Annotated in this window: 18 protein-coding genes, 1 tRNA gene, 1 other RNA gene and 1 pseudogene; 12 read left to right on the top strand and 9 right to left on the bottom strand. The window is 69.2% G+C overall.

Translation table 11 applies throughout. The annotated features are described in order from the left end of the window. Nucleotides 1-10: 10 nt before the first annotated feature. Nucleotides 11-1,234 carry a PucR family transcriptional regulator gene (locus SK224_RS09855; RefSeq protein WP_137416865.1) on the bottom strand — a complete coding sequence of 408 codons (1,224 nt, stop codon included), beginning with the start codon at nucleotides 1,232-1,234 and terminating at the stop codon, nucleotides 11-13. Nucleotides 1,235-1,236: 2 nt separating this feature from the next. After that, nucleotides 1,237-3,963 (bottom strand): pyruvate dehydrogenase (acetyl-transferring), homodimeric type, encoded by a 2,727-nt coding sequence (gene aceE / locus SK224_RS09850; protein WP_320434512.1) that lies wholly within the window; start codon nucleotides 3,961-3,963, stop codon nucleotides 1,237-1,239. A 170-nt stretch (nucleotides 3,964-4,133) separates the two neighbouring features. Here aceE and SK224_RS09845 point away from each other — a divergent pair. Further along, nucleotides 4,134-4,206 (top strand) — tRNA-Val (locus SK224_RS09845). 94 nt (nucleotides 4,207-4,300) lie between these two features. Here the strand turns inward: SK224_RS09845 and SK224_RS09840 are convergent. From SK224_RS09840 to SK224_RS09820, 5 genes are all read right to left on the bottom strand, one after another. Continuing rightward, the gene (locus tag SK224_RS09840; RefSeq protein ID WP_320434511.1) at nucleotides 4,301-4,834 is read right to left on the bottom strand and encodes a PKD domain-containing protein; all 534 of its coding nucleotides are present in this window, start codon (nucleotides 4,832-4,834) and stop codon (nucleotides 4,301-4,303) included. Nucleotides 4,835-5,430: 596 nt separating this feature from the next. Next, on the bottom strand, nucleotides 5,431-5,592 hold the full coding sequence (locus SK224_RS09835) for a hypothetical protein (RefSeq protein WP_320434510.1): 162 nt from the start codon (nucleotides 5,590-5,592) through the stop codon (nucleotides 5,431-5,433). Nucleotides 5,593-5,831: 239 nt separating this feature from the next. Next, nucleotides 5,832-6,650, bottom strand: coding sequence for an ABC transporter permease (locus SK224_RS09830; RefSeq protein ID WP_320434509.1), 819 nt, complete (start codon nucleotides 6,648-6,650; stop codon nucleotides 5,832-5,834). Nucleotides 6,651-6,678: 28 nt separating this feature from the next. Continuing rightward, the gene (locus SK224_RS09825; protein WP_320434508.1) at nucleotides 6,679-7,683 is read right to left on the bottom strand and encodes an aliphatic sulfonate ABC transporter substrate-binding protein; all 1,005 of its coding nucleotides are present in this window, start codon (nucleotides 7,681-7,683) and stop codon (nucleotides 6,679-6,681) included. A gap of 49 nt (nucleotides 7,684-7,732) precedes the next feature. After that, nucleotides 7,733-8,539, bottom strand: a complete 807-nt coding sequence (locus tag SK224_RS09820) for an ABC transporter ATP-binding protein (RefSeq protein ID WP_320434507.1) — start codon at nucleotides 8,537-8,539, stop codon at nucleotides 7,733-7,735. Between the two features lie 143 nt (nucleotides 8,540-8,682). Between SK224_RS09820 and SK224_RS09815 the strand changes: the two genes are divergently transcribed. From SK224_RS09815 to rnpB, 3 genes and pseudogenes are all read left to right on the top strand, one after another. Continuing rightward, complete coding sequence (locus SK224_RS09815; RefSeq protein ID WP_320434506.1) at nucleotides 8,683-9,414, top strand: zinc ribbon domain-containing protein; 732 nt, start codon at nucleotides 8,683-8,685, stop codon at nucleotides 9,412-9,414. Further along, nucleotides 9,350-10,987, top strand: a pseudogene (locus SK224_RS09810) (bifunctional 3'-5' exonuclease/DNA polymerase); the annotation flags it as partial. The gene SK224_RS09815 and the pseudogene SK224_RS09810, both read left to right, overlap by 65 nt. Nucleotides 10,988-11,096: 109 nt before the next feature. Continuing rightward, nucleotides 11,097-11,457, top strand: an RNA gene (gene rnpB / locus SK224_RS09805) — RNase P RNA component class A. Nucleotides 11,458-11,474: 17 nt separating this feature from the next. Here rnpB and SK224_RS09800 read toward each other — a convergent pair. Both SK224_RS09800 and ppgK read right to left on the bottom strand, forming a co-directional pair. Then, on the bottom strand, nucleotides 11,475-11,762 hold the full coding sequence (locus SK224_RS09800) for a DUF6966 domain-containing protein (protein ID WP_320434505.1): 288 nt from the start codon (nucleotides 11,760-11,762) through the stop codon (nucleotides 11,475-11,477). Between the two features lie 15 nt (nucleotides 11,763-11,777). After that, on the bottom strand, nucleotides 11,778-12,575 hold the full coding sequence (ppgK, locus tag SK224_RS09795; protein WP_320434504.1) for a polyphosphate--glucose phosphotransferase: 798 nt from the start codon (nucleotides 12,573-12,575) through the stop codon (nucleotides 11,778-11,780). A gap of 68 nt (nucleotides 12,576-12,643) precedes the next feature. Here ppgK and SK224_RS09790 point away from each other — a divergent pair, with 68 nt between their 5' ends. The 8 genes from SK224_RS09790 to SK224_RS09755 all read left to right on the top strand — a co-directional run bounded on the left by SK224_RS09790 (nucleotide 12,644) and on the right by SK224_RS09755 (nucleotide 21,838). After that, nucleotides 12,644-12,829, top strand: a complete 186-nt coding sequence (locus tag SK224_RS09790) for an SPOR domain-containing protein (RefSeq protein WP_320434503.1) — start codon at nucleotides 12,644-12,646, stop codon at nucleotides 12,827-12,829. Nucleotides 12,830-12,890: 61 nt separating this feature from the next. Beyond that, nucleotides 12,891-14,228 carry a glutamine synthetase family protein gene (locus SK224_RS09785; RefSeq protein WP_320434502.1) on the top strand — a complete coding sequence of 446 codons (1,338 nt, stop codon included), beginning with the start codon at nucleotides 12,891-12,893 and terminating at the stop codon, nucleotides 14,226-14,228. A gap of 7 nt (nucleotides 14,229-14,235) precedes the next feature. Next, nucleotides 14,236-17,235 carry a bifunctional [glutamine synthetase] adenylyltransferase/[glutamine synthetase]-adenylyl-L-tyrosine phosphorylase gene (locus SK224_RS09780; RefSeq protein WP_320434501.1) on the top strand — a complete coding sequence of 1,000 codons (3,000 nt, stop codon included), beginning with the start codon at nucleotides 14,236-14,238 and terminating at the stop codon, nucleotides 17,233-17,235. 48 nt (nucleotides 17,236-17,283) lie between these two features. Further along, nucleotides 17,284-17,901, top strand: a complete 618-nt coding sequence (locus SK224_RS09775; RefSeq protein ID WP_320434500.1) for a hypothetical protein — start codon at nucleotides 17,284-17,286, stop codon at nucleotides 17,899-17,901. Nucleotides 17,902-18,008: 107 nt separating this feature from the next. Then, a complete protein-coding gene (locus SK224_RS09770) occupies nucleotides 18,009-18,605 on the top strand; it encodes a copper resistance protein CopC (protein ID WP_320434499.1) in 597 nt (198 codons plus the stop codon). A gap of 34 nt (nucleotides 18,606-18,639) precedes the next feature. Then, nucleotides 18,640-19,182 carry a copper chaperone PCu(A)C gene (locus SK224_RS09765; RefSeq protein ID WP_320434498.1) on the top strand — a complete coding sequence of 181 codons (543 nt, stop codon included), beginning with the start codon at nucleotides 18,640-18,642 and terminating at the stop codon, nucleotides 19,180-19,182. Further along, on the top strand, nucleotides 19,182-20,408 hold the full coding sequence (locus SK224_RS09760) for a Dyp-type peroxidase (protein ID WP_320434497.1): 1,227 nt from the start codon (nucleotides 19,182-19,184) through the stop codon (nucleotides 20,406-20,408). The genes SK224_RS09765 and SK224_RS09760 overlap by 1 nt, the downstream gene beginning before the upstream one ends. Next, nucleotides 20,405-21,838 carry a PepSY-associated TM helix domain-containing protein gene (locus tag SK224_RS09755; RefSeq protein WP_413816776.1) on the top strand — a complete coding sequence of 478 codons (1,434 nt, stop codon included), beginning with the start codon at nucleotides 20,405-20,407 and terminating at the stop codon, nucleotides 21,836-21,838. The genes SK224_RS09760 and SK224_RS09755 overlap by 4 nt, the downstream gene beginning before the upstream one ends. The last annotated feature ends 15 nt before the right edge of the window (nucleotides 21,839-21,853 follow it).

The following is a 21,853-nucleotide window of genomic DNA, read 5'->3' as shown; positions in this document are numbered from 1 at the left end:
CCGCCAATTATCAGCGCGGTCGGCGTGTCCCGGCCGCGCGGCGACGCGTGTTGTCCGTTCCGATGGCGCCCAGAACGAGCGCGGTCTGAAGAATCAGCGCTTCGCGCGGCCCCGTGGCGTCCCAGCCGATGACGTCGGACACGCGCTTCAGCCGGTATCGGACGGTGTTGGGATGCACGAAGAGCTCACGCGCCGTCGCCTCCAGCGAGCGGCCGTTGTCGAGGTAGCTCCACAGCGTCGTGACGAGGTCGGAGCTGTGTGCCTTGAGAGGACGATAGATGCGCTCGACGAGGGTGTGCTTGGCGAGAGGATCTCCCGCGAGCGCACGCTCGGGCAGGAGATCGTCGGCTTCGACCGGGCGGGGCGCGTTGCGCCAGGCGCGCGCCACCGCGAAGCCGGCGAGGGCGGCGCGGGCGCTCTGACCCGCGTCGACGAGGGCGGGAACGGTGGGGCCGAGCACGAGGTGGCCGGTGCCGAAACCGGGCTCGAGGCGTCGCGCGATCTCGGGGAAGGGCAGTTCGGACTGCTCGTCGCCGCCGGCGCGGTGGTCGGCGTCGGTACGACCGATCACGAGCACGAGACGGGATCCCTGTACGCCCACCAGGACGTCGACGCCGAGTTTGCGGGCCATGCGTCGCAGCTGGTCGACATCGAACTGCGGCGGGGTCGTGCCGACGAGCACGGAGACCTCGCCGTGACCGTGCCATCCCAGAGCGGCGATGCGGCTCGGGAGCTCTTCGTCCGCCTCGCCCGTGAGGATCGAGTCGACCACGAGAGCCTCGAGGCGTGCATCCCAGAGTCCGCGAGCCTCGGCAGCGCGCGCATAGACGTCGGCCGCTGTGAAGGCGAGCTCGCGGGAGTAGAGCAGGATCGCCTCGCGCAGATCCTCACCGCGGCCCGCGACGCGCTCCTCGGTGACCTCGACGGTCACGCGGATGAGCTGCAGCGTCTGCTGCAGACTCACCGACCGCAGCAGCTCGCGAGGAGCCGCGGCGAAGATGTCGGCCGCGATCCACGGCGTCGCCGTCGGATCGTCGTACCACTGGATGAACGAAGTGATGCCGGCCTGGGCCACGAGACCCACCGAGGAGCGCCTGGCCGGCGGCATGTCGGCATACCAGGGCAGGGTGTCCTCGAGGCGCTTGAGAGTGACCGTGGCCAGATCCCCGGAGATGCGTCGCAACCAGGCGAGTGTCTCCGTCTTGTCCGACGACGACTCCGGGGATCGGCTCATTCTCAGCTCTCGCCGCCGGCGTTGCCGGAGGTTCCGGCGTTCACGTCGTGCAGACGGTACTTCTCGATCGCCTGACCGATGACCGAGCGGTCGAGGCGACCCTCATCCACCAGGCCCTGCAGGGTGCGCACGACGATCGACGGACCGTCGATCTTGAAGAAGCGACGTGCGGCCGCACGGGTGTCCGAGAAGCCGAAACCGTCGGCGCCCAGGGTCAGGTAGCGTCCGGGGACCCACTGGCGGATCTGGTCCTGCACGGCGTGCATGAAGTCGCTGACACCGACCACCGGACCCTGCGCGTCGCGCAGCTTCTCGGTCAGGTACGCGGTGCGCGGCTCCGCCTCCGGGTGGAGGAAGTTGTGATCTTCGGCGGCGAGGCCGTCGTTGCGCAGCTCCGACCAGGAGGTCACCGACCATACGTCGGCGCTCACGCCCCAGTCCTCGCTCAGCAGCTTCTGTGCCTCGAGTGCCCACGGCACACCCACACCGGACGCGAGGATCTGCGCGCGGTGTCCGTCGCCCGAGCCTTCCGAGATGCGGTGGATGCCCCGCACGATGCCGTCGACGTCGACACCCTCCGGCTCAGCCGGCTGCACGATGGGCTCGTTGTAGACCGTGATGTAGTACATGACGTTCGGGTCGGGGTGGTTGCCGCCGTACATGCGGTCGATGCCCGAGCGCACGATGTGGGCGATCTCGTACCCGTAGGCCGGGTCGTAGGCGACGGTGGCCGGGTTCGTCGAGGCGAGCAGGTGCGAGTGACCGTCGGCGTGCTGCAGTCCCTCACCCGTCAGCGTCGTACGACCGGCGGTGGCGCCGATGATGAAACCGCGGCCCATCTGGTCGCCGACGGCCCACTGGGCGTCACCGGTGCGCTGGAAGCCGAACATCGAGTAGAAGATGTAGACCGGGATGAGCGGCTGGCCGTGCGTCGCATACGAGGTGCTCGTCGCGGTGAAAGCGGCCACCGCTCCTGCCTCGTTGATGCCGACGTGCATGATCTGGCCCTGCGGGCTCTCCTTGTACGCCAGGAGAAGCTCGCGGTCGACCGAGGTGTAGTTCTGGCCGTTCGGGTTGTAGATCTTCGCGGTCGGGAAGTACGCGTCCATCCCGAACGTGCGGGCCTCGTCCGGGATGATCGGGACGATCCGCTCGCCGAAGCCCTTGACGCGCAGCAGGTCCTTCAGAAGCCGGACGAACGCCATGGTCGTCGCGATCTCCTGCGTTCCCGAACCCTTCTTCGGCAGCGCATAGGCCTTGTCGTCCGGCAGCTCGAGACCGACGTGTGTGGTGCGGCGCTCGGGCAGGAAGCCGCCGAGCTTGCGGCGACGCTCCACCATGTACTGGATCGTCTCGTCCTGTGCTCCGGGGTTGTAGTACGGAGGCTGGTACGGGTTCTCCTCGAGCTGCGCGTCCGAGACCGGGATGTGCATCGCGTCGCGGAAGTGCTTGAGGTCGTCGAGGGTCATCTTCTTCATCTGGTGGGTCGCGTTGCGGCCCTCGAAGTGCGGACCCAGGCCGTAGCCCTTGATGGTGTGGGCGAGGATGACGGTCGGCTGCCCCTTGTGCTCGACGGCTGCCTTGAACGCCGCGTAGACCTTGCGGTAGTCGTGGCCGCCGCGCTTGAGGTTCCAGATCTGATCGTCGGTGTAGTCCTTGACCAGAGCGGCGGCGCGCTCGTCGCGACCGAAGAAGTTCTCGCGGATGTACGCGCCGTTCTCGGCCTTGTACGTCTGGAAGTCGCCGTCGGGGGTGACGTTCATGAGGTTGAGCAGTGCGCCCTGGTCGTCGTTGGCGAGCAGCGAATCCCACTCCCGGCCCCAGATGACCTTGATGACGTTCCAGCCGGCGCCACGGAAGAAGCTCTCCAGCTCCTGGATGATCTTGCCGTTGCCGCGGACGGGTCCGTCGAGGCGCTGCAGGTTGCAGTTGACGACGAAGGTCAGGTTGTCGAGACCCTCGTTCGCGGCCACCTGGAGCTGGCCACGGCTCTCGACCTCATCCATCTCGCCGTCGCCGAGGAAGGCCCAGACGTGCGAGTCGGACAGGTCCTTCATGCCGCGGTTGGTGAGGTACTTGTTCGTCATCGCCTGGTAGATGGCGTTGATGGGGCCGAGGCCCATCGAGACGGTGGGGAACTGCCAGTACTCGGGCAGCAGGCGCGGGTGCGGGTAAGAGGGAAGCCCGAGGGGCGCTGCCGACTTCTCCTGGCGGAACCCGTCCAGCTGCTGCTCGCTCAGGCGTCCCTCGAGGAAGGACCGTGCGTACATGCCGGGGGAGGCGTGGCCTTGGAAGAAGACCTGGTCGCCGCCGTTGGGGTCGTCGAGCCCGCGGAAGAAGTGGTTGAAGCCGACCTCGTAGAGGGCTGCCGAGGAGGCGTAGGTCGAGATGTGACCTCCGACGCCGATGCCCGGGCGCTGTGCGCGGTGCACGGTCATGGCCGCGTTCCAGCGGATCCATGCGCGATACCGGCGCTCGATCTCCTCGTCGCCGGGGAAGTCCGGCTCGTTCTCGGGGGCGATCGTGTTGATGTAGTCGGTGGTGGGAACCATCGGCACACCGAGGTGAAGCTCACGCGAGTCCTGAAGCAGGCTCAGCATGATCTCGCGACCGCGCCCGCGGCCCTTGGCCTGGACGAGCTGCTCCAGCGACTCGCGCCATTCCGCGGTCTCTTCCGGATCGCTGTCGAGGGGGCCCTGCGAGTACGGATCCTGTTGGTTGACAGTCACGAGACGCCTTTCATCACACGGCAGGTCTTGCCGGAAGGAACCATCGGGTTGGTGCGAGCCTTGTCGGCAGTGGACAAATGCACCGTCGTCCAGCTTAGCGAGTGTGTAGACGCCCCCGGGTGACATGGCGGCACGGGCCGTGGGTCGGCGCCGCCTAGACTGTTCACGAAGGGCCTTTAGCTCAGCTGGTAGAGCGCCACGTTTACACCGTGGATGTCGTCGGTTCGATCCCGGCAGGGCCCACCGAGTGAGGGGTCCCGCGCTTCGCGAAGGCGACGTGCGGGGTAGCAAGGGGGGGCAGCGAGTAAGCGGTCCCGCGCGACGCGAAGGCGACGAGTCAGCAGCCGGGGCCGCGCGGATTCTGTGCGCAGGTCTTGTCGACGAGGGCGGTGCGCGCTTCGAGGACGCGCAGCGTCTGCGGCGCCGCATCCGCGACCACGGTGCCGTTGACCGCTCGCGTCGTGACGCCGAAGTCGACGACGGCTGCGTAGGCCACGCTCACGGTGACGGTGTACTCGCCGGGGGAGGTGAAGGTATGGCTTGTGGGGGTCGGCGTGAACTGCGCTTGTCCGAGGGCGGCCCACGACGCGCCGCCGCTCGAGGACGTGCTGGTCGCGCCATCGCCGTAGTCGAAGCGGTACCCGACCGGGGTGAAGCGAACGGTGACCGGGCGTCCGAAGAGCGTGCCCGCGACCGTGTGCTCGGACGCTCCTGCGATGACGTTGGTGGGCAGCCCCGCCACGCCGAGCCCCGCGGGCTCGGCGGCGAAGGACGGCTGCCGCGGAGTGAACGCCGCGAGATCGGCGACTGTGACAGCGGGGATGTCTTCGGTGGGCTCGTCCTGCGGGATCTGTTCGTAGAGCAGATCCATTCCGAACGGGTTCTTCGGCTCCGCAGGCGCCGTCGCACCGTTTCCGGGTCCGCTCGTCGGGATCCACTCCGATCCGTCGCCGTTCGCTCCCGGCTGCGTTTGCGTCCCCTCCACAATGACCGACGTGCCGTCTGTGCTGGTCCAGCAACCCTCTCCAAAAGATGAAGCGCCGCCGCAAGTCCCAGGTGAAGTCGTAACTACCAACGAGAGAACGACTGCGCCGGTGTAAGTGAAGGCCGTTAACACTGCAGTGGCTCCCCGCTCAGACCGATCTGGATGAGCTTCTTCGCATCGTTGTCAATCCGGATGTCTAGCGACTGCACGTCGGGTCGGGTCGGCGAAACGGCCGAGGAGCCGTCCGCGGCGTTTAGTGCGACCTGCGAGACGTCGTAGCAGACTCGGATGACTGCGATCGGATCCATCCACTCGACAAGCTGCGCGTCGGTGACTACCGCCTCACCTTGCTTGACCCACTCGTCTGCGTGCATCTGCGAGAACGTCGTCCTGTCAAGTGCGTTCAGCTCCCCGACTGTCAGCTCATAGACAGGCTCGAAGGTGGCGGGGTCGCTGAGGTCGACGTTGTTGAGCGCATCGATCTACGCGCGGTACGTGGCCTCGGCCGCGGCGAAGGCTTCAGCTTCGGAGGCGAAGCCCGTCGGGGTGGGCGTCGGTTCGGGCGACGGCGTCGTGCAGCCGGACACGCTCAGCGTGACGAACAGGCCGATCATGGCCGCGATCGAGACGTGACGCCGGAACATGCCGACACGGTAGCCGCGAGCGGATGACGTCGGCAGGGCTTATCCACAGCAGGAGGACGCCCGCATCCGCTCGCCGTGCGCGCCGTCGGCGCCCCGAGCGTCGGAGATTGGCGCCGATGTCGGAGGATTCGGGCGCAAACCTCCGACGGAAGGCGGAATCTCCGATGGTTGTGCAACGGATGCGTGCACCGCACGCGCCGGGTGGGCGTCCCGCACGGCCGGGAGCGGGGGAGGAGAGGTCAGCCCCAGCGGCGTACAGCCCAGCGCTGCAGGACCGCGAGCAAGGAGTCGCTGAGTTTGCCGATGACCGCGAGCAGGATGATGGCGAGCACGATCTGATCGACACGGCCGTTGTTCTGGCCGCGCAGAAGCAGGAATCCGAGTCCCATCGATGCGCCGAGGAGCTCGGCGGCGACGAGGAAGAGCCACGCCTGCACGAGCGCCAGACGCAGCCCGGAGAAGAGCGCCGGCAGAACCGCGGGCAGCTGCACGGTGAAGAACAGGCGCAGGCCGGTGTAGCCGAACGAGCGACCCATTTCGACCAGCTGAGCGTCGACATGGCGCAGCGCGAGCGACACCGTCGTGAAGACGGGGAAGAACGCGCCGATGGCGATCAGGATGATCTTCGACTGCTCGCCGACCTGGAACCACACGATCAGCAGCGGGACCCACGCGAGGCTGGGCACAGCACGGATGACGCCGAGCGTGGGGGAGAGCAGCGCGTCCCAGAACCGCGACAGCCCGATCAACCCGCCGAGAGAGATGCCGAGCAGCGCTCCGACGGTGAATCCTATGACGACCCGCTGGAGCGAGATCGCGGTGAATTGCCACAGCTCTCCCCGCTGGGCGAGATCGATACCCGCGGTGACGACCGCCTCGGGGCTCGGGAACTTGTAGCTCGGCACGACGGGTGCCGCGGGGTTGGTGAGAAGGAACCACAGCGCGATGAGGACGACCGGCACCACCCAGCCCAGGAGGGTGCGCACGCTGCTGCGCGACAGCGGTCCGGGCGCGGATGCGGTCTGCGCCGCGCGCGGGGCGGTGCCGGTCGTGCTCATCGTCGTGTGGTCCTCTCGGATGCGGGACTCAGCCCTTGGCCTTCTCGGCGAACTCCGGTGCGAACAGGGTGTCGAGCGCCGTGTCCACCTTGTCCTGCGAGGTCACGTCGCCCAGTGAGACCTGGATCGCGCCGATGGGCGCGAGCACGGTCGCCAGCGCGGAGCCCGGCACGGGATCGACATCGAGGCCTTCGCGCTCGTCGATGACCTTCTGAGCGACGGCGGGGTCGATCGCCGCGGCGTCGGCGAGAATCTGCGCGGTCTTGTCGGGGTTCTCCAGGGCCCAGGCGCGCGCACGCTCGTAGGCATCGACGACGACCTGCACGACCTCGGGGTGGTCCTTGATGATCGATTCGGTGGCGTTCAGCACGCTGTACGAGTTGAAGTCGAGGTTGCGGTAGAGGAGCTTCGCCCCGCTTGCCTCCGCCGAGGCCATGATCGGGTCGAGTCCCGCCCACGCCTGCACGGAGCCGCCCTGGAGTGCGGCCCAGCCGTCGGCGTGGATGAGGTTCTGCACGGTGACGTCGTTGATCGACAGGCCCTCTGCCTCCAGCGCCTGCACGAGGAAGAAGTACGGGTCGGTGCCGAGGGCGGCTGCGACCGACGTGCCCTTCAGATCGGCGACGGAGGTGATGTCGGAGTCTGCCGGCACGACGAGCGCCGACCATTCGGGCTGCGCCACGACATCCACGATCTGCTGCGGAACGCCGTTGGCACGGGCAAGCAGCGCAGCGGAGCCGGCCGTGGACCCGAAGTCGATGGATCCAGCGCGCAGCGCCTCGTTGGCCTTCGATGAGCCCAGCGACTGCACCCACTCGACGTTGTAGCCGTCGGCCTCGAGCCACCCCTGGTCCTTGATGATGAGGCTGAGCGGGTTGTAGGTGGCCCAGTCGAGCTTGATGGTGACGTCGGATGCGGCCGCGCCGCCGCCCGCGTCAGCGGGAGCATCCTCTCCGGCGACACAGCCCGAGAGGGCCACGGCGGCGACGGCGAAGCCGGCGAAGGCACCGAGAAGACGGCGAGAGCGGGACATGGCAAGCCTTTCGATTGCTGTGGAGAGGGAGGGTGCGGGAAGGGATGGATCAGTGCGCGTGGCGATCGATGCCGAGCGCGCCGAGGAGATCGGCGCGGAGCTCAGCGAGCTCGGCTGAGCCGCGGTCGCGTGGCCGGGTTCCGGGAACCGTCACCAGGCGCTGGATGCGGGCGCCCGCTGATCCGGGCTCGACTCCGAGAACGATGACGCGGTCGGCGACCTGCAGAGCCTCGTCGACGTCGTGCGTGACCAGAAGCGTGGTCGTGGGCGCCTCATCCAGGATCGAGAGCAGGAGATCCTGCATCTTGAGCCGTGTGAGCGCGTCGAGGGCGCCGAACGGCTCGTCGAGCAGCAGCACGCCGGGGCGCCGCGCGAGCGCGCGGGCGAGCGAGGTGCGCTGCGCCATTCCGCCCGAGATCTCGCGAGGACGATGGTTGGCGAAGGCGGTGAGCCCGATGAGCTCGAGCAGCGATCCGATGCGCTGCGAGCGCTCGTCCCGCGAGAGGCCCGGAGGAAGCCCGAGGGCGATGTTCTCCGACACGGATCGCCACGGCAGCAGGCGCGGCTCCTGGAAGCCGATCGCGACGCGGGCATCATGTGCGGCGACAGACTCGTCGTCGATCGACACCGATCCCTCGCTGGCACGGTCGAGGCCGCCCGCGATGCGCAGCAGCGTCGACTTCCCAGAGCCGGAGGCGCCGAGGATGGCGACCAGCTCACCCGGCTCGACCGTGAGATCGATCCCGTCCAGCACGACGTGCCTGCCGAAGGTGCGACCCAGGCCGTCGAAGCGCAGACGGGATGCGGGCGCTCCCGCATCCGGGCGGACGCGGTCCGTGGCAATGGCGGTGCTCATGGCGGGCTCCTCGGGGCGGACGGGGGTCGAGTCCCGAAACTAACGAGCCGTGTCCGCCTGAGCACACCGGCCGACACGGGAGGTAACAAGCCGTCACCGATCCGCCCGCCGCGGTGCCCTGTGCGCTGGCGTAGGTTGGAGGGGTGAACGCCGCCCACGCTGACCAGTTGCGCCTGTTGGACCTCGCCGACATCGACGCCCGCCGTGCGCAGGCCGACCACGCCCGGCGCAATCCGCCGCAGGCCGCGCGGATCGGCGAACTCGTGAAAGTCAAGCAGCAGCTCGCTCAGGAGCTCGCCGCACGCCAGAACATCGTCGATGACGTCACCGTGGAGCTGCGGCGTGTGGAGGGCGATGTGGCGCTGGTCGTCGCGCGTCGTCAGCGCGATGAACAACTGCTGCAGAAGACCGTGAGCGCGAAGGATGCGGTCGGCCTCGAGCGGGAGCTGGCGTCGCTGACTCGTCGACAGGATGAGCTCGAAGAGGCGCAGCTGGAGCTCATGGAGCGGCTCGAAGCCGCCGAGGCTGCCGTTACCGAGCAGCAGCAGCTCGTGGCCGCGAACAACGACGAGGGATCGCGCCTCTCGGCGGAGGCGAAGGAGACGGTGGAGGCAGCGTCCGCTCTCGAGCAGCAGCTGGGTCGTGACCGCGCTGCTGTCGCCGGCGCCGTTCCCGAACAGCTGCTCGCCCTGTACGAGAAGCTGGCGACCCGCTCCGCGGGGGCAGCGCTCTTCCAGGCCCGCACCTGCGGCGGTTGCCACATGATGCTCTCCGGCACCGACCTCGCGGCTTTGCGGCAGGTGGCCGACGATGTTGTGGCGACGTGCCCGGAGTGCGGCTGCATCCTCGTTCGCACCGCCGAGTCGGGGTTGTGATCGACCGCGGTCGGATGAGATGACCGGCCGCGATGGCGCGCAGTCGTCGTGGCGCATCGTCGCAGCGGACGGCGTCCGCGATGTCTCCGACGACCCGCCGACGCCCACCCGCTGGGTGTGGGCCGACACCGGTGCCGGCTACCTCGAGATTCTCCGGGCGGGAGAACGCGTGGCGCGCGCGTGGGACCTGCGGCTGGCGCGCCGCATCCTGCGCCACAGCCCACTGAGTCCCGCGAGCGTGCCGTGGACCGCGAGCGACCGGTGGGATCTCGCTCCGACCGCGCCCGACGGGAGGGAGACGCTGTTCGCGTTCGACGACGTTCCCGCCTTCGGTCTCGATGAGGTCGAGGCCGAGTGGCGCGCCCAGCAGGGGGTGATCGCCGCATCCCACGACCCGGGACGATTGATGCTGCTCATCACCGCGGAGTCCGCCGGCGCACTGGTCGCCGCCGAGATGCATGCGGCGGGACTGCCTTGGCATCGCGCGTCGCATGAGCGGATCCTCGTCGACACGCTTGGCCGTCGCCCCATCGGCGGCGGGGTGCCCGACCGCATGCGTGAGGTCGGCGAACGGGTGCGCGAGGCATTGGGCGACCCGTCGCTGTCCCTGGACTCACCGCCGCGTGTGCTACGCGCCCTGCATCGTGCCGGGCTGACGGTGGGCTCGACGAGCAAATGGGAACTCGCGCACGTCGAGCATCCGGTCGTGGAGCCGCTGCTGGAGTACAAGAAGCTCGCGCGGCTGTACACGGCCAACGGGTGGGCGTGGCTCGACGAGTGGGTGCGCGACGACCGCTTCCGTCCCGTGTACGTGCCGGCGGGCGTCGTGACCGGCCGATGGGCGTCGAGCGGCGGGGGAGCGCTGCAGATTCCGCGACAACTGCGTCCGGCCGTGCGCCCCGATCCGGGGTGGGTCATCGTGGATGCGGATGTGGCCCAGCTGGAGCCGCGCGTGCTCGCCGCGATGTCGCGCGACACGCGGATGGCGGAGGCTGCGCGCGGGCGGGACCTGTACGAGGGGATCGTCGAGACGGGTGCGGTGGCGACGCGCGAAGAGGCCAAGTACGCGGTGCTCGGGGCGATGTACGGCGCGACGACGGGAGACAGCGGACGTCTCGTGCCGCGCCTGCGCCAGACGTTTCCGACGGCCATGGCGCTCGTGGACGCTGCCGCCGTGGCCGGTGAGGACGGCGGGGGCGTCGCCACCTGGCTCGGACGGGGGACGCCGGATGCTGAGGGGCCGTGGCTCGCGTTGCAGGCGCGTGCGAGCGAGGCGGATGCGGAGCCGGGCGTACGGGAGGGTGCGCTGCGCGCGGCCCGCGAGCGTGGCCGCTTCACCAGGAACTTCGTCGTCCAGGGGACGGCGGCGGAGTGGGCGTTGTGCTGGCTCGCCGAGATCCGGCGGCGCCTGGACGCGTTGCCGCCGGCCTCTGGAGCGCCCGCAGCCGCGTCCGGTCCAGCCTTCGCGGATCGCGCGCACCTCGTCCTCTTCCTCCACGATGAGGTGATGGTGCACGCGCCGGCCGAGCTGGCGGATGCGGTCGCGCAGGCGGTGGCCGAGGCCGCCGAGGCGGCCGGGCGCCTGCTGTTCGGCTCGTTCCCGATCGACTTCCCCTTGGATGTCGAGGTCATCCGGCACGAGCCGGAGGATGCGGCTCGCCCCGGTAGACTCGAGACGCGAATGGGTCGGCTGGACGGTCGCGTCGCGGGTAACCGCGCCGAGGAACGTCCGGGCTCCGTAGGGCAGGGCGGTGGGTAACACCCACCCGGAGCAATCCGCGAGACAGTGCCACAGAGAGCAGACCGCCCGGGTTTCGGCCCGGGTAAGGGTGAAAGGGTGGTGTAAGAGACCACCGGGGTCGTGGTGACACGACCCGCAAGGTAAACCTCGTCCGGAGCAAGGCCAGACAGGGGATGACGACGCGGCTCGCCGAGTCCCCGGGTAGGCCGCTGGAGCGGCACGGCAACGTGTCGCCGAGAGAGATGACCGTCCACGGGGCGAAAGCCCCCGGACAGAACCCGGCGTACAGGCCGGCCCATTCGCCCCCGCCCGCAGCGAGCTATACCGCCTGCGACTCGGCGTAGATCCTCTCGCGCAGCTCGTCGAGCCGTCGGTTCACCGCCGCGATCTGATCATCGGTCACGCTGTGCCCGTTGGCCGGATGGATGACCAGGTCGTTGACGCTGCCCATCCCGCCGAAGACGCCGCGCACATCGCCGGGGTCACCACCCGCGGCGATGCGGTCGGCGGCGCGCGCCGCCCACTGCGCCCAAAATGTCTCGCCGACCGAGGCGAGCAGCGCGTCGAGCTCCCGCAGCGACCGCTCCAGCGATGTGTCGCCCATCATGACGGTGCCGCCGGGTCACTGACCGGTGACGGTCTCCTCCAGGTCCGGCTCGACGCCCAGCGAGAGCGCCGCCGCGCCGATGATGCCGGCGTTGTTGCGGTGCACGGCGGGCACGATCGGCGTGCGGAGCTCGAGAAGGTGCAGGAACTTGTCCGCGTGCTTCGAGACGCCGCCGCCGACGATGAACAGGTCGGGGCTGAACAGGAACTCGACGTGCGAGTAGTACCACTGCAGGCGTTCCGCCCACGCCTCCCAGCTCAGTTCGTCGCGCTCCATCGCGGAGTAGGCGGCGTACGCCTCGGCGTCCTTACCGTGCTTCGCGCGCTGCAGGTGGCCGAGTTCGCTGTTGGGGATGAGAACGTTGTTGTAGATGACGGCCGAGCCGATGCCCGTGCCGAGCGTCGTGAGGATCGTGAGTCCGTCGACGCCCTTCGCGGCGCCGAAACGCATCTCGGCGACGCCTGCCACATCCGCGTCGTTGGCGAAGTGGATGTCGCGGCCGAGCCCTTGCTCGAAGAATTCCTCGGCGGGGAAGTCGATCCACTTGTCGGAGACGTTCGCGGCCGAGAGCGTGCGCCCGTTCTTCACGATCGCCGGGAAGGCGACGCCGAGCGGGTAGTCGGAGTCCGCGACCTCCAGCGTGTCGAGCACGCTGCGCACCGCATCCAGAACGTCCTTCGGCTCTGCGCCCGAAGGTGTGGACACCTTGATCCGGTCGCTGATCAGCTCGCCCTTCTCGAGGTCGACGATTCCACCCTTGATCCCGGTTCCGCCGATGTCGATACCCACCGCGCGAGACTTCTCTGCTGCCATGAGTTCAGCCTATCCAGCACACGGGTCGCGATCAGTAGGATCGTCTCGAGAGCGATGAGGAGTCCGCCGTGAGCGAAGACAGCGAGAAGTACTGGTACAACCTCACCACCGGCGAGGTGGAGCGAGGTTTCGAGTCCCCGGCGATCGACCGCGCCGGCCCGTTCGACACCGCTGAAGAGGCGGCGAACGCCCCCGAACTGATCAAGCAGCGCTCCGCGCAGTGGGCGGCAGACGACGCCCGCGAGAACGACTGACGCGCCGCTCGGAGCGCACCCCCACCACGTGATCGGGCCCCGCGGGGCCGGGAGGAAAAGCATGGACAAGCAGCGCGATTTCGTACTGCGCACGATCGAAGAGCGCGGCGTCAAGTTCATCCGTCTCTGGTTCACCGATGTGATCGGAACGCTGAAGTCGGTGGCGATCGCCCCCGCCGAGGTCGAGGGAGCCTTCACCGAGGGCCTCGGTTTCGACGGTTCCGCGATCGAGGGCCTCACGCGCACCTTCGAGTCCGACCTGCTCGCTCATCCGGATCCCACGACCTTCCAGATCCTGCCGTGGCGCGGTGAGATCGACCCGACCGCGCGCATGTTCTGCGACATCACGACGCCCGACGGCCAGCCCGCGGTCGCCGATCCGCGTCACGTCCTCAAGCGCACGCTGGCGAAGGCCTCGGATGCCGGATTCACCTTCTATACGCATCCCGAGATCGAGTTCTACCTGCTGAAGTCATCGACTTACGGCCCGGGCGGCCCCGAGCCGGTCGACTCCGCCGGCTACTTCGACAACGTGCCCGGCGGAACGGCGCACGACTTCCGTCGCCGCTCGGTACGGATGCTGGAAGACCTCGGTATCTCGGTGGAGTTCAGCCACCACGAGGGCGGTCCTGGGCAGAACGAGATCGACCTGCGCTACGCCGACGCGCTGGCCACCGCCGACAACATCATGACGTTCCGCACCGTCATCAAGGAGGTGGCGATCGAGCAGGGCGTCTACGCGACGTTCATGCCGAAGCCGCTCAGCGGGCAGCCGGGCAGTGGCATGCACACGCACATGTCGCTGTTCGAGGGGGACCACAACGCCTTCTACGAAGAGGGCGCCCAGTACCAGCTCTCCAAGGTCGGCCGTCAGTTCATCGCCGGCCTGCTGCGTCACGCCAACGAGATCTCGGCGGTGACGAACCAGTTCGTGAACTCGTACAAGCGTCTGTGGGGCGGCGATGAGGCGCCCAGCTTCATCAGCTGGGGCCACAACAACCGCTCGGCTCTCGTCCGCGTGCCGCTCTACAAGCCCAACAAGGGTGGCTCCTCGCGAGTGGAGTACCGCGCCCTCGACTCCGCCGCGAACCCGTACCTCGCGTACGCGCTCATGCTGGCCGCGGGCCTCAAAGGCATCGAGGAGGGCTACGAGCTGCCGCCCGAGGCCGAGGACAACGTGTGGTCGCTGACCGATTCCGAGCGCCGCGCGCTCGGATACGCGCCGCTTCCGGCGAGCCTCGATCAGGCCCTGCAGTACATGGAGGAGTCCGAGCTCGTCGCCGAGACGCTGGGCGAGACCGTCTTCACCTACGTGCTCGCCAACAAGCGGCGGGAGTGGGCGGGCTACCGTTCGCAGGTGACGCCTTTCGAGCTGCAGAGCAACCTCGAGATGCTCTGAGCCGGCGATGGCCGGCACGGAGCGCTCATCGAGCCGAACGGACCTCGTCCGGCTCGGACTCGGGGACCTCGAGGCGGCGGAGCAGGCGTTCGACGAGCTCGTCGAGCTGCTGGCGCTCGGTCGCGCCGAAGTGATCACCGATCTCGGCCTGGCGGCTGATCCCGACGGTGCGCTGCGCAGCGCGAGCAGGATCGCCCGCCGCAACCCCGATGCGGTCACGGCGACGCTGCGCGATCCGCACGCACGCCGGGTGTTCTGGCTGCTGCTCGGTGCGTCGGAAGGCTTCGGCGAGTTCTACCTGCGTCGCCCGGAAGAGCTCGCGGACCTCGCGACGGCGGGGGAGATCCTGCCGCGCGCGGATGAGATGCAGCGAGAGCTGCAGGAGTCGGTCGGGGCGCAGGACGGCTTCGCCGCATCCGGCGAAGAGTCCGCCTGGGTCGCACTGCGCGTGCGCTACCGCAGACTGCTCGCACGCATCGCGGCCTTCGACCTGCGGGCGCCGGACGCGATCGACGTGCTGCCCGAAGTTGCCGCTGCCCTCGCGGATGCGGCGGGCGCAGCTCTCGAGGCGTCGCTGAGCGTGGCCCGCACCCGGATCTCGCAGGGCAGACCCGGAGGTCTGTTCCCGCGAGAACAGGTCGCAGCAACGCGGCTCTCGATCATCGGCATGGGAAAGACCGGCGCCCGCGAGCTGAACTACGTCAGCGATGTCGACGTCATCTTCGTCTGCGGCGCCGCAGACGGCGCCGAGGAGGAGTGGGGCGCGAGTCGCCTGATCGACATCGCGACGCGCCTCGCCGTGCAGACGATGCAGGGGATCTCGGGGATCGAGATCGAACCTCCGCTGTGGGAGGTCGATGCGAACCTGCGGCCCGAGGGCAAGCAGGGCGCGCTCGTGCGCACCCTCGAGTCCCATCTCTCGTACTACGACAGATGGGCGGGCAGCTGGGAGTTCCAGGCGCTCCTGAAGGCGCGACCGCTCGCCGGCGACCTGGCACTCGGTCGCGACTACGTGGCCGCCGTGCAGCCCAAGGTGTGGACAAGCGCCGCCCGCGAGAACTTCGTCGACAGCGTGCAGCGCATGCGGGAGCGCGTCACCGACCACATCCCGGCACACGAGGTGCCGCTGCAGATCAAGCTGGGGCCCGGCGGCATCCGCGACATCGAGTTCACCGTGCAGCTGCTGCAGCTCGTGCACGGACTCACCGACGACCGCATCCGCCAGCGGGGCACACTGGACGCACTGGATGCGCTCGTCGCGGAGGGCTACATCGGGCGGGCGGAGGCTGCGGCGTTCGCCCGCGACTATCGGTTCCTGCGTGTGCTCGAGCATCGACTGCAGTTGCGCGGACTTCGTCGCACCCACCTCATGCCGGAGAATGACGACGACCGCCGCGTGCTCGCGCGCGCCAGCGGCGTCGCCGACAGCGCCGCCGGAATCACCGCCGAGTGGGAGCGGGTCAAGCGCGAGGTGCGCGACATCCACGTGCGTCTGTTCTACCGACCGCTCCTCTCCGCCGTGGCGGCCCTCCCGGAAGGCGAGCGCACCCTGTCAGCCGCGCAGGCGCACGATCGTCTGGCGGCCATCGGGTTCCAGGACCCGGCCGGGGCGCTCCGGCACATTGCGGCCCTGACGAGCGGCATCAGCCGGAAGGCGACGATCCAGCGCCACCTCATGCCGATCATGATCCGGTGGTTCGCCGACGGGGTCGACCCCGACTACGGGCTGCTTGCCTTCCGCCGCATCAGCGAGCGGCTGGGGGACACCCCGTGGTTCCTGCGTCTGCTGCGCGACTCGTCGGCGGCCGCCGAGAGCCTCACCCGCGTGCTGTCCGGCTCCCGTTACATCGGTGAGCTCATGGAGTGGATCCCCGAAGCGGCGGCCTGGCTCGACGACCCCGAGCTCCTCCGCCCGCGCAGCGGTGTCGCGCTGCAGACGGAGGCCCGCGCGATCCAGACGCGGCATGACAGCCTCGATGACGCGATGCCGTTCGTGCGCGCGCTACGACGACGTGAGCTCCTGCGCACCGCGATGGCCGCCGTTCTCGGTGTGCTCACGATCGAAGAGCTCGCCGACTCGCTCAGCACGATCACCGAGGTCACGATCCAGGCGACGCTCCGGGCCGTGCGTCGCGAGGTCGTGCCGCCCGAAGACGACGCACTCGACTTCTCGGTCATCGCGATGGGGCGCTTCGGCGGGCGAGAGCTCGGGTTCGGCTCGGATGCGGACGTGCTGTATGTCTATCGGGCGAACGGTGTCGACCCGGAACGCGCGCACGCGCTGTCGTTGAAGCTCGTCCAGGGGCTGCGCACCCATTCCGAGGATCACCGCGTTCCGCTCGACCTTGACGCGGACCTGCGCCCGGAGGGGCGCAACGGCCCCCTCGTGCGGTCGCTGGAGTCCTACGCGGAGTACTACGGTCGGTGGTCGCTGTCGTGGGAGGCGCAGGCCCTGCTGCGCGCCCGCGGCGTCGCGGGCAGTGTGAAGCTCATCGACGCGTTCACGGCGCTGGCCGACGGCGTGCGGTACCCGGTGCGGGCGGACCCGCAGGGCGTGCGCGAGATCAAGCGCATCAAGGCGCGTGTCGAGAGCGAGCGGCTTCCGCAGGGCGTCGCCCCCTCACGCCACCTCAAGCTCGGTCCCGGCGGCCTCAGCGATGTGGAGTGGCTCGTCCAGCTGCTGCAGCTGCAGCACGCTCATGCCGTGCCTGCGCTGCGCACGACCTCGACGACGGACGCTCTGCGCACCGCAGGAGAGGTGGGGCTTCTCCCCGAGAGCGCTGTGCCACGCCTTTACGAGGCCTGGCGGCTCGCCAGCCGCCTGCGCTCGGCCAACACCCTGCTGTCGGCGCAGACGAGCGACGTCCTGCCTGTCGATCGGCGCCGCCTTGACGGCATCGGACGATTGCTGGAGTACCCGCCGCGTTCGGCATCTCGGGTCGAAGAAGACTGGATGCGGGCGGCCCGCCTGTCGCGCCGCGTGTTCGAGAAGCAGTTCTACGGTTGATCGCCACCGTGAGACGAGGCATCTCTCACCGGCTGCAACAATAGGGTCGTGCGCCGTTCCCGTCTTCCCCGCCTTTTGCGCGGGACGACGTCTGCGGCCGTGGCGACCTTCGTCGCCCTCCTCTCGCACGTGAGCGCTGGCGGAGCGGTGCCGGGGTGGCTCGGGATCCTGATCCCGTTCGTGCTGTCGCTCGCCGTCTGTACGGTCCTCACGGGGCGTCGCCTCTCGGTGTGGCGCCTGTCGGCCGCCGTCGCGCTCAGCCAGGCTCTCTTTCACACGCTCTTCGTCCTCGGATCCTTCGCAGTGCCCGGGATGGGCCAAGAGCATCACGCGATGCACGGCATGGGCAGCACTCAGACGACCTCGAGCGTCGGGATGACCGACGCCCTGCACGGCGATCCGGCGATGTGGCTCGGTCACCTCGCCGCCGCCGTGGTGACGATCCTCGCGCTGCATCGCGGCGAACGATGCGTGCGTGCCCTGATCGAGCTGGCGCGCACACTGGTCGTGCGCCTCCGCATCCGCCTGGCGCTCGTCGTCGCGGACGTCGACGTCGAGGCTCCGCGCTTTCCCGCTGTCGCCTGCGCACGACAGCGTCCGCCCCGTCAGAGACTCTTCCTCCGAGACATCGCCCGCCGCGGCCCACCGCGACTTCACACGGTCTGATCACGCTGTCACGACGCGCTCGCGTCGTGTGCTGCGCTTCCGCCTGTCGCCGAGACAGGCGTCCGTGTGGTGCGGCGCCTGCGCGCGCCGCTGTCGAAAGGTGTCCCATGTCCCTGTCGCGACGTATCGTCGCGGGGATCGTGGTGGCGTTCGCCGCCGTCTTGGCGGTGGCCGCCCCCGCGTCCGCTCACGATGAACTTCTCTCCTCCACGCCCGAGACCGGGCAACGACTCACCGAGGCTCCGACGCAGGTCACGTTGACCTTCTCCGCCGACGTGCTCGACACCGGTGCGGCGGTGATCGTCGCCGATGCCGGAGGGCACGACTGGGTGGCCACCGAGCCGGTACTGGACGGCCCGACCGTCACCGTCGAGCTGCAGCCGGACATGCCGGCGGCAGGCTACGAGGTGCGGTGGCGCGTGGTGTCGTCGGACGGGCACCCGATCGCGGGCACCGTCCCGTTCACGATCGGCGATGGGACCCCTCTCGAGCACACGGCCCAGCCGACGACACCGAGTGCCGACGGCCAGGCTGCGCAGTCAGACGAGCCGACGGCCGATGAGGCCGGTCAGGAGAACGCCGGAGCGCTGCGCATCGCGTTCATCGGCGCCGCCGGTGCCGGCATCGCCGTCGCGCTCTTCGCACTCATCCTCTTCCTCCGCCGCCGCTCCGACGCGCGCGGCACGGACGACGCCGAGCACTGAGCTCGCCCGTCCCGCTTTTGAAAGGCACACCTCTGTGAACACTCCCACCACCCGCATCCGCTTCACCGCAGCGCTCGCTCTCGCCGCTCTCGCCCTCGCGGGCTGCGCCGCCCAGAGCCAGCCGACCTCGAGCTCCGTCACCGCTGCTGAGGCGATCTCCGTGTCCGACGCCTGGGTCAAGTCCGCCGACTCCGGAATGTCGGCCGCGTTCGGGGAACTGACCAACGACGGCGACACCGACGTCACGGTGACATCGGCGACGACACCCGCATCGTCCGCGGTCGAGCTCCACGAGACCGTCGAGAACGAGTCGGGGCAGATGGTCATGCGTCAGATCGAGGGCGGCTTCGTGATTCCCGCGCACGGCAGTCTCACCCTCGCCCCCGGCGGCAACCACATCATGCTCATGGATCTGACCGCGCCGCTCGTCGCGGGCGACGACGTCACCCTCACCCTCACGTACTCGGACGGCACGAGCTCCCAGATCACCGCTCCGGTCAAGGACTACGCCGGAGCGAACGAAAACTACGAGGGCGGCGACATGGACATGAGCGGCGACAGCGGGATGAGCCACTGATGTCACGGCGCGATCCCGACGACACCACGGTTCGGCATCGCGCCACCCGGCGACAGTTCCTCCTCGGAGGAGCTGTCGCCGGTGTCGGCGCGGCGGCCGCGATCGCGATGGATGCCGCATTCCAGACGGCGCCGCCCGCGGCGTCTGCCGTCCCACCCCTCAACGGCGACACCTCCGTGCCGTTCTACGGCGTGCATCAGGCCGGAATCGACACGGATGCACAGTCGCACGCGGTCTTCGTGGCCCTGGACCTGAGACCCGAGGTCGACCGCGACGGCCTGCGGCGGCTCATGCGCACGCTGAGCGACGACGCCGCTCGGATGACGCAGGGGGAGCCCGCCCTCGCCGACTCCGAGCCCGAGCTCGCGCTGGCACCCGCCCGCCTCACCGTGACGTTCGCGTTCGGGCCACGCTTCGTCGCGGTGGCGGGCGGGTCCGCGCCCGCGTGGCTGGCGCCTCTGCCGGCCTTCGGCATCGACCGCCTGCAGCCGGAGTACTGCGATGGGGACCTGCTGATCCAAGTGGCATCGGACGATCCCGTGACGCTCGCGCACGCGTCGAGGATGCTGCTCAAGGATGCGCGCAGCTTCGCGACCGTCCGGTGGACGCAGAACGGGTTCCGCCGTGCACACGGCACGGTGAAACCCGGCACCACGATGCGCAACCTCTTCGGACAGGTCGACGGCACGGCCAATCCCGAACCCGGAACGGCCGACTTCGACGAGCTCGTGTGGCATCAGCGCGGATGGCTGGCCGGCGGCACCGGGGTGGTCGTGCGCCGCATCGCGATGGACCTGGACAAGTGGGATCGACTGGACCGTCCCGGACGCGACGCGTCCGTCGGCCGCTACCAGTCGAACGGTGCGCCGCTGACGGGGAGCAACGAGCACGACGAGCCCGACTTCGAGGCGAAGACAGCCATCGGTTTCCCCGTCATCCCGGAGTTCTCGCACATGCGCCGAGCCCGCAGCGACGATCGTCGGGAGCGCATCTTCCGGCGCGGCTACAACTATGACGACACTCCCGCAGGCGGCGAGATCTCGCGTGCGGGGCTCGTCTTCGTCGCTTTCCAGGCGGATGTGGCGAGTCAGTTCGTGCCGCTGCAGCGGCGCCTCGACGAGCTCGATCTGCTGAACGAGTGGACGACACCCATCGGCTCGGCGGTGTTCGCGGCACCGCCCGGCTGCGCGCAGGGCGGGTTCATCGGCGAGACCCTGCTGTCGTGAGCAGCGAGACGATGACCGATACCCTCGTCCCTCCGTCACAGGCCCGCCCGCGCCCGGCCCGTTCCCGCGGTGGATGGTTCGGATCGCTGCTGCTGCGGCTCCACTTCTTCGCGGCGCTGCTCGTCGGTCCCTTCATCCTCGTCGCGGCGACGAGCGGGGCGCTGTACGCGATCGCCCCGACGCTCGATGAGCTCGTCTACGGGCACGAGCTCCATGCGCCGGCGACCGCCACGTCGCTGTCGCTGTCGGATCAGATCACGGCGGCGGAGGAGTACGTCGGCGAGAGTGCGGTGCTGACCGCCGTGCGACCGGCTCCAGAGCCGGGCGATACGACCCGGGTCATGTTCGCCGAGGACGACCTCGCGGCCAGCGAATCGCGCGCCGTCTTCGTCGACCCCGGAACGGGGGAGATCCGCGGCGACCTCACGGCGTACGGCACGAGCGGCTCCCTCCCGGTGCGCACGTGGATCTCCAACCTCCACCGCAATCTGCACCTCGGTGAACCCGGACGCCTGTACAGCGAGCTGGCCGCATCCTGGCTCGCGATCATCGTGCTCGCGGGTGCGGCGCTGTGGGTTCAGCGCATCCGCAAGGCGCGCGTCAAGCGGGAGTTCGTGGTGCCCGCGGTGCGACGAAGCGGATACCGGCGTCTGTTCAGCTGGCACGCTTCCGTCGGTATCTGGGTGCTTCTCGGTGCTCTCATGCTCTCGGCGACGGGGATCACCTGGTCGACCTATGCCGGTGCGAACGTCTCCGCGGCGCGCTCGGCGATCGATGGTGCGACGCCGGCACTGCAGACGGATCTCTCCGGTGCCGAGGAGGCGCCGGACGAGCACGCCGGTCATCACGGCGGTGCGGCGCCGATGCCGACGGGGGAGGCGAACCCGGCGACGTTTGACGCGGTCCTCGCGATCGCACGCCGGATCAACGTCAACACGGGCGAAGTGGAGATCAAACCCCCCGCGGCCTCCGCACAGGCGTGGACCGTCACGGAGATCAAGCGCTCGTTCCCCACGGAGGCAGACGCGGTGGCGATCGACGGTGCCACGATGCAGGTGGTCTCGCGCGTGGATTTCGCCGACTTCCCGTTGCTGGCCAAACTCGCCCGCTGGGGCATCGATCTGCACATGGGAGTCCTGTTCGGGTGGGTGAATCAGCTCGCGCTCCTGTTGATCGCCGTCGGCATCGGGACGCTCGTCGTGATCGGCTACGCGATGTGGTGGAAGCGCAGGCCGACACGCGGGGGAAGGCGGATGGGGTCTGCGCCGGCACGGGGTGCATTGCGCGCGGCGCCCTGGTGGGGCGTGCTCTCCGTCGTCGCGGCCGCGGGTGTGATCGGTTGGTGGCTCCCGCTGGTCGGGTATCCGCTCGTCGCATTCGTGGTCGTCGACATGCTGCTCGGCCTGTGGGCGCGACGGCCGGCTCGCTGAGGCGACCGTCAGCGT

The sequence above is a fragment of the Microbacterium sp. BG28 genome, from assembly GCF_034044005.1.
Taxonomy (GTDB): Bacteria; Actinomycetota; Actinomycetes; order Actinomycetales; family Microbacteriaceae; genus Microbacterium.
The sequence above is the reverse complement of the archived record's forward strand: the minus strand, read 5'-3'. Positions and strand labels throughout refer to the sequence as shown.

Excerpts from the sequence above, each read along its gene's own strand:
- SK224_RS09855 (WP_137416865.1), bottom strand. The coding sequence starts at position 1,234 with ATGAGCCGATCCCCGGAGTCGTCGTCGGACAAGACGGAGACACTCGCC.
- SK224_RS09840 (WP_320434511.1), bottom strand. The coding sequence starts at position 4,834 with ATGGATCTGCTCTACGAACAGATCCCGCAGGACGAGCCCACCGAAGAC.
- SK224_RS09835 (WP_320434510.1), bottom strand. The coding sequence starts at position 5,592 with ATGTTCCGGCGTCACGTCTCGATCGCGGCCATGATCGGCCTGTTCGTC.
- SK224_RS09830 (WP_320434509.1), bottom strand. The coding sequence starts at position 6,650 with ATGAGCACGACCGGCACCGCCCCGCGCGCGGCGCAGACCGCATCCGCG.
- SK224_RS09825 (WP_320434508.1), bottom strand. The coding sequence starts at position 7,683 with ATGTCCCGCTCTCGCCGTCTTCTCGGTGCCTTCGCCGGCTTCGCCGTC.
- SK224_RS09820 (WP_320434507.1), bottom strand. The coding sequence starts at position 8,539 with ATGAGCACCGCCATTGCCACGGACCGCGTCCGCCCGGATGCGGGAGCG.
- SK224_RS09800 (WP_320434505.1), bottom strand. The coding sequence starts at position 11,762 with ATGATGGGCGACACATCGCTGGAGCGGTCGCTGCGGGAGCTCGACGCG.
- ppgK (WP_320434504.1), bottom strand. The coding sequence starts at position 12,575 with ATGGCAGCAGAGAAGTCTCGCGCGGTGGGTATCGACATCGGCGGAACC.
- SK224_RS09785 (WP_320434502.1), top strand. The coding sequence starts at position 12,891 with ATGGACAAGCAGCGCGATTTCGTACTGCGCACGATCGAAGAGCGCGGC.
- SK224_RS09780 (WP_320434501.1), top strand. The coding sequence starts at position 14,236 with ATGGCCGGCACGGAGCGCTCATCGAGCCGAACGGACCTCGTCCGGCTC.
- SK224_RS09770 (WP_320434499.1), top strand. The coding sequence starts at position 18,009 with ATGTCCCTGTCGCGACGTATCGTCGCGGGGATCGTGGTGGCGTTCGCC.
- SK224_RS09760 (WP_320434497.1), top strand. The coding sequence starts at position 19,182 with ATGTCACGGCGCGATCCCGACGACACCACGGTTCGGCATCGCGCCACC.